6 protein-coding genes and 2 pseudogenes are annotated in these 6,113 nt (G+C 72.9%); 7 read left to right on the top strand and 1 reads right to left on the bottom strand.

All coding sequences use genetic code 11. The features are described from left to right. From AB0M20_RS22140 to hemB, 5 genes and pseudogenes are all read left to right on the top strand, one after another. Positions 1 to 153: pseudogene (locus AB0M20_RS22140) on the top strand (redox-sensing transcriptional repressor Rex); the annotation flags it as partial. Further along, complete coding sequence (locus AB0M20_RS22135) at positions 150 to 1,454, top strand: glutamyl-tRNA reductase (RefSeq protein WP_364300954.1); 1,305 nt, start codon at positions 150 to 152, stop codon at positions 1,452 to 1,454. The pseudogene AB0M20_RS22140 and the gene AB0M20_RS22135, both read left to right, overlap by 4 nt. After that, positions 1,451 to 2,377, top strand: coding sequence for a hydroxymethylbilane synthase (gene hemC / locus AB0M20_RS22130; protein WP_364300952.1), 927 nt, complete (start codon positions 1,451 to 1,453; stop codon positions 2,375 to 2,377). The genes AB0M20_RS22135 and hemC overlap by 4 nt, the downstream gene beginning before the upstream one ends. Further along, positions 2,374 to 3,960: a uroporphyrinogen-III synthase gene (locus AB0M20_RS22125; RefSeq protein WP_364300950.1), complete on the top strand. Its 1,587-nt coding sequence runs from the start codon at positions 2,374 to 2,376 to the stop codon at positions 3,958 to 3,960. The genes hemC and AB0M20_RS22125 overlap by 4 nt, the downstream gene beginning before the upstream one ends. A gap of 8 nt (positions 3,961 to 3,968) precedes the next feature. Continuing rightward, a complete protein-coding gene (gene hemB, locus AB0M20_RS22120) occupies positions 3,969 to 4,952 on the top strand; it encodes a porphobilinogen synthase (protein ID WP_364300947.1) in 984 nt (327 codons plus the stop codon). Between the two features lie 30 nt (positions 4,953 to 4,982). Here the strand turns inward: hemB and AB0M20_RS22115 are convergent, their stop codons facing one another. Continuing rightward, complete coding sequence (locus tag AB0M20_RS22115) at positions 4,983 to 5,384, bottom strand: methyltransferase domain-containing protein (protein WP_364300945.1); 402 nt, start codon at positions 5,382 to 5,384, stop codon at positions 4,983 to 4,985. Between the two features lie 307 nt (positions 5,385 to 5,691). On the opposite strand from AB0M20_RS22115, the gene AB0M20_RS22110 reads away from it, so the two are divergent. Both AB0M20_RS22110 and AB0M20_RS22105 read left to right on the top strand, forming a co-directional pair. Further along, positions 5,692 to 5,892, top strand: coding sequence for an FAD-linked oxidase C-terminal domain-containing protein (locus AB0M20_RS22110; RefSeq protein WP_364300943.1), 201 nt, complete (start codon positions 5,692 to 5,694; stop codon positions 5,890 to 5,892). Next, positions 5,893 to 6,113 (top strand): annotated as a pseudogene (locus AB0M20_RS22105) (glycolate oxidase); the annotation flags it as partial.

The raw sequence follows: 6,113 nt of genomic DNA, 5'->3' as shown, positions 1-6,113 counted from the left end.
TTCGCGCCGTGTGTGCTGACCGTGCCCGCCGGGGTCGACGTCCGCAAGGTCGACCTGGCCATCGAGCTGCAGATCCTGTCCTTCCACGAGCACCGCAAGGCGTCTCTGACAGCCTTGCCGGCGTTGCCGGGCGGACAGGCGGTCGTGTCGTGAACCTGCTCTGTGTCGGCGCGTCCTACCGCACCGCCGACGTCGCAACGCTGGAGAAGCTCGCCTTCACCCCGGCCCGGCTGCCGGTGGTGCTGCGGCAGCTGGTCGGCCAGGCGTATGTGGGCGAGGTCGTGGTGCTGTCCACCTGCAACCGGGTGGAGGTGTACGCCGCGGTGACCGGCTTCCACGGCGGTCTGGGCGACATCTGCAACGTGCTGGCCGAGCACTCCGGCATCGGCGCCAACGAGCTGGCCGCCCACCTCTACGTGCACTACGACGAGGCGGCCGTGCAGCACTCGTTCCGGGTGGCCGCCGGGCTCGACTCGATGGTCGTGGGCGAGGCGCAGATCCTGGGGCAGCTGCGGGACGCGTACCACGCGGCGACCGACGCCGACACCGCCGGCCGGATGCTGCACGAGCTGATGCAGCAGGCGCTGCGGGTGGGCAAGCGGGCGCACGCCGAGACCGGCATCGACAAGGCCGGGCAGAGCGTCGTCACCGCCGCCCTCGAGGTCGCGGCCGTCCAGCTGGCCGACGGCGACCTGAGCGCGCTGGCCGGCCGGCCGGCGCTCGTGATCGGCGCCGGAGCCATGGGCGCGCTGTCCGTCGCCACCCTGACCCGAGCCGGCGTCGGCCCGTTGCGGATCACCAACCGCGGCGCCGAGCGGGCCGAGCGGCTGGCCGAGGCCTACGGCGCGACCGCGGTCCCGTACGCCGAGCTGGACGCCGCGCTGGCCGAGTCCGACATCGTCGTCAGCGCCACCGCGGCCGCCGCGCCGGTGCTCGACCGCGCCCGGCTCGCCGCCGCCGCGCCGCTGGTCGTGCTCGACCTGGCCGTCCCGCGCGACGTGGCCCCGGACGCGACCGGGATCGACGGCGTCACCGTCATCGACATCGAGGGCCTGGCCACCAGCCGGCGGGCGCTGCCGGCCGCCGCCGAGACCGCGGCCGTCGAGCAGATCGTCGCCGCCGAGGTCGATCACTTCCTGGCCTGGCTGCGCGGTGCGGACATCGCGCCGACGGTCGCCGCGCTGCGCACCCGCGCCGAGGATGTGGTCGCCGCCGAGCTGCGCAAGCTCACCTCCCGGCGGCCGGAATTCACCGAGGAGCAACGGGCCGAGGTTTCCCGTACGCTGCACCGGGTCGTTCAGCAGTTGCTGCACTCGCCGACCGTTCGGGTCCGGCAGCTCGCCGCCGAGCCGGGCGGCGATCAGTACGCCGCGTTGCTGCGCGAGCTGTTCGACCTTGATGTCCCCCTGGCCACCCAGGCCAACGCCGTACCGAAGATCGGAGGTGACGCATGAGCCCGATCCGCTTGGGCACCAGAGGCAGCGCCCTCGCGCTGGCGCAGTCGCGAGGCGTCGCCGACGCTCTGACCGCCGCGACCGGTCACCCGGTCGAGCTGGTCCACATCGTCACCGCGGGTGACAAGTCGTCCGCCCCGGTGGCGCAGCTCGGGGTCGGCGTGTTCGTGTCCGCGCTGCGCGACGCGCTGCTCGCCGGCGAGATCGACTTCGCCGTGCACTCGTACAAGGATTTGCCCACCGCCCAGCAGCCCGGCCTGCACATCGCCGCTGTCCCGGAGCGCGCCGACCCGCGCGACGCGTTGATCGCGCGCGACCGGCTCACCCTCACCGAGCTGCCTCCGGGCGCCGTGGTGGGCACCGGGGCGGTGCGCCGAATCGCGCAATTGCATGCCTTGGGCCTAGAGTTGTCGGTCACGCCGATCCGGGGCAACATCGACAGCCGGATCGCTCGAGTGCTCGGCCCCCAGGCCGACCTCGACGCGGTCGTTCTGGCCCGGGCCGGCGTGGCACGCATCGGTCGCACGGCCGATATCACCGAGACGCTGGACCCGATGCTCATGCTGCCCGCCCCGGCTCAGGGGGCGCTGGCGGTCGAGTGCCGGGCCGGCGACGCAGACCTGATCGAGCTGCTGGCCGCGCTCGATCATGCACCGTCCCGCGCCGCCGTCGTGGCGGAGCGGGCGATGCTGGCCACACTGGAGGCCGGGTGCTCCGCCCCGGTCGCCGCCCACGCCGAGGTCGCCGAGGGTGAGCAAGGCGACGAGATCTACCTGCGCGGTGCCGTGATCAGCCCGGATGGGGCCCGAGCCGTCCGGTTGTCGCGCACTGGAACGCCCGCTGACGCGGCGGAGATCGGTAAGGCACTCGCCGCCGATCTCCTCGACAACGGCGCCGACACCCTGATGGGGAGCACAGCATGACCACCCGCACCGCCCGTAAGCCCGCTGGACGCATCGCGTTCGTGGGCGCCGGACCAGGCGATCCCGAGCTGCTCACGCGCCGGGCGCACAACGCCCTGGTCGACGCCGACCAGGTGGTCTACGACCGCGGCGTGCCCGATTCCCTGCTCTCCGCGATCCGGGCGGAGGCCAAGGCCGACGCTCAGTTCAGCCCGGCCGAGGGTGCGTCCGGGGACGTGGCCAAGGTGCTGCTGTCGGCGGCAAAGTCCGGTCTGTCCGCCGTGCACCTGGTGGCCGGCGATCCCTTCGGCCACGAGTCGGTGGTTCGCGAGGTGCAGGCCGTTGCCCGTACGGCGGTGCACTTCGAGGTCGTCCCGGGAGTGGGTCAGGCCGAGGGTGTGGCCACCTACGCCGGGGTGCCGCTGCCGGGCGTCCGCACCGTGGCCGACGTCGACGACGTGGCCGCGCTCGACTTCGAGGCGCTCACCGCATCGGCCCGCAAGGGCTCGTTCGCGGTCGCGGTGGACGCCGGTGACCTCGCCGCCGTCCGCGACGGTCTGCTGTCGGCCGGCCTCGAGCCGGGTACGCCGGTCGGCGTCACCGGCGACGGCACCGGCGAGACGCAGTACACGACGACCTCCACCGTGGACAGCTTCGTGGCCGCGGCGCTCGGCTTCACCGGCCGCGTGGTGCTCACCGTGGGCGGCGAGGTCGCGCACCGCGATCGGCTGTCGTGGTGGGAGAACCGCCCGCTGTACGGCTGGAAGGTCCTGGTGCCGCGCACCAAGGAGCAGGCCGGTGCGATGAGCGCGCGGCTGCGGGCCTACGGCGCGATCCCGTGCGAGGTGCCGACCATCGCGGTCGAGCCGCCGCGCACCCCGGCGCAGATGGAGCGCGCGGTCAAGGGCCTGGTAGACGGCCGGTACGCCTGGGTCGTCTTCACCTCGGTCAACGCGGTCCGCGCGGTCTGGGAGAAGTTCGCAGAGCACGGCCTGGACGCCCGGCACTTCGGCGGCGTCAAGATCGCCTGCATCGGCGAGGCCACGGCCGACGCGGTCCGCGACTTCGGCATCCAGCCCGAGCTGGTCCCGGACGGCGACCAGTCCAGCGAGGGTCTGCTGGCCGAGTTCTCGCCGCACGACGAGATCCTCGACCCGGTCGGCCGGGTGCTGTTGCCGCGCGCCGACATCGCCACCGAGACGCTGGCGGCGGGCCTGATCGAGCGTGGCTGGGAGGTGGACGACGTGACCGCGTACCGCACGGTCCGCGCCGCGCCGCCGCCGGCCGACATCCGTGACGCGATCAAGAGCGGCGGCTTCGACGCCGTGCTCTTCACCTCGTCGTCCACGGTCCGCAACCTGGTCGGCATCGCCGGCAAGCCGCACGCCCGCACGGTCGTCGCGGTGATCGGCCCCAAGACCGCCGAGACGGCGACGGAGTTCGGCCTGCGCGTCGACGTCCAGCCGCAGCACGCGTCGGTGCCGGACCTGGTCGAGGCGCTGGCGGAGTATGCGGTCGAGCTGCGCGAGAAGCTGGCCGCGATGCCGGCCAAGCAGCGCCGCGGCTCGAAGGTGCAGGGTCCCACCGCCTTGAGGTTCCGCTAGGAGTCGTTGTGTCGTTCCCGGACATCCGCCCGCGTCGGCTGCGCCGCACTCCGGCCCTGCGCCGCCTGGTCGAGGAGACCAGGGTGTCGCCGGCCGAGCTGGTCCTGCCGATGTTCGTCAAGGAAGGCCTCACCGAGCCGCGGGCGATCAGCTCGCTGCCGGGCGTGGTGCAGCACTCGCGCGAGAGCTTGCGCAAGGCGGCGCACGAGGCGGTCCGGGCGGGCGTCGGCGGCCTGATGCTCTACGGGGTGCCGGCCAACGAGAACAAGGACGAGACGGGCTCGGCCGGCCTCGACCCGGACGGCATCCTCAACGTGGCGATCCGCGACGTGATCGAGGAGGTCGGCGACGCGACGGTCGTGATGAGCGACCTCTGCCTGGACGAGTTCACCTCGCACGGCCACTGCGGCGTGCTGGCCGCCGACGGCAGTGTGGACAACGACGCCACCTTGGAGATCTACGCCGAGATGGCGGTGGCGCAGGCAACGGCCGGCGCCCACATGCTCGGCGCGTCCGGCATGATGGACGGCCAGATCGGCGCGACCCGCAAGGCCCTGGACAGCGCGAACTTCAAGGACACGTCGATCCTGGCGTACGCGGCCAAGTACGCCGGCGCCTTCTACGGCCCGTTCCGCCAGGCAGTGGAGAGTTCGTTGCAGGGCGACCGCCGCCAGTATCAGCAGGACCCGCCGAACCTCCGGGAGGCCCTGCGCGAGGTCGACCTGGACGTCGCCGAGGGCGCAGACATCGTGATGGTGAAGCCGGCGCTGCCATACCTCGACGTGATCGCGGCGGTCCGCGACCGGGTGACGATCCCGGTGGCGGCCTACCAGGTCTCCGGCGAGTACGCGATGGTCGAGGCCGCGGCGGCGAACGGCTGGGTGGACCGCGAGCGGGTGATCCTGGAGTCGCTGACCTCGATCAAGCGGGCGGGCGCCCAGATCATCCTGACCTACTGGGCGGCAGAGGCCGCCCAGCTACTGCGCGCCTGACTGACCTGCTGGGTGGCCGACGCCGCCCAGCTACTGCGGGCGTAAGCCAACCTCACGCCCGTCGACGAACAGCCGAGCGTCAGCGGTGGTGGCGGCGGCGAGCCGAGCCGTCACCAGACGCCCGGCCGCGGGGTGCCGCCCGTCAAGCGCCCCCACGCGCACGGCGAACACAAGGTCGAACGGCGCCTCGCCATCCAGCAGCACAAATTCCTCGGCGGCGGCGAGCCGAACACTCATCCGCTCGGGCAGGTGGGCCGACGCAGCGGCGACGGCAGCGGCGGACCGATCAATTGCCAGGATGTGCCCGGTGGTGAGCCGAGCGGCAACCGCTCGGGCCGCGGCCCCGGTCCCACACCCGATCTCGAGGACGCGGGAGTCCCCGCGCAGGGGAAGCGCGTCCACAACAGCAGCAAGCCGTGCCGAAAGCCCCACACGACGATGCTAGAGGCTGCGCAGGAGCATCCCGGCGGGCGCCACTCGTGCGGGGCCGACGTCCCGACTTCTCGAGGCTTGATCCGACGGCGACAGCCGGCGCGCCCAGGCACCCGGCACCCCCTCTCAGCCCCTTTGCTCTGCTTCCCTGCGGGAAGCAGATCCCGGCACCGCTCCCGCCCGCGACGTGCCCTCCGACGCCGGCCCGACTCCCTCACCTGCGGCTTCGGCGGAGACGCCGCCCGTCGGCGCCGAGCGCGTCCCGGGATCTGCTTCCTCAGGGGAAGCAGAGCAAAGGGAGTGGGAGGTGGCCCGGGTGGTGGAGGCGCTGCGCGGGGCCGCGGTCCGGGCCGGCGGGCACGCCGTGGTGCTGACCGCGCCGGCCGGTGTGCGCGAGCGGCTCGATATGTGGGGCCCGGTTGCCGGTCTCGAGCTGATGCGGCGGGTCAAGGAGCAGTTCGATCCCGACGGGCGCTTCGCTCCCGGGCGGTTCGTGGGAGGGATCTGAATGGCCGACATCGACGCCACCCGTGGAACCAACCCCGTGGACCCGCCCCGCGACGTGCTCGGGCCGGTCAAGGCCTTCGACGACGTGCGGCCGCCGTCGAAGGAGCTGGTCTCCGACTGCGTGCACTGCGGGTTCTGCCTCACGACCTGTCCGACCTACGTGCTGTGGGGCGAGGAGATGGACTCGCCGCGCGGCCGGATCCACCTGATTGGGCAGGGGCT

The sequence above is a fragment of the Actinoplanes sp. NPDC051633 genome (assembly GCF_040681735.1).
Classification (GTDB): Bacteria; Actinomycetota; Actinomycetes; order Mycobacteriales; family Micromonosporaceae; genus Actinoplanes.
The sequence above is the reverse complement of the archived record's forward strand: the minus strand, read 5'-3'. Positions and strand labels throughout refer to the sequence as shown.

Excerpts from the sequence above, each read along its gene's own strand:
- hemC (WP_364300952.1), top strand. The coding sequence starts at position 1,451 with ATGAGCCCGATCCGCTTGGGCACCAGAGGCAGCGCCCTCGCGCTGGCG.
- AB0M20_RS22125 (WP_364300950.1), top strand. The coding sequence starts at position 2,374 with ATGACCACCCGCACCGCCCGTAAGCCCGCTGGACGCATCGCGTTCGTG.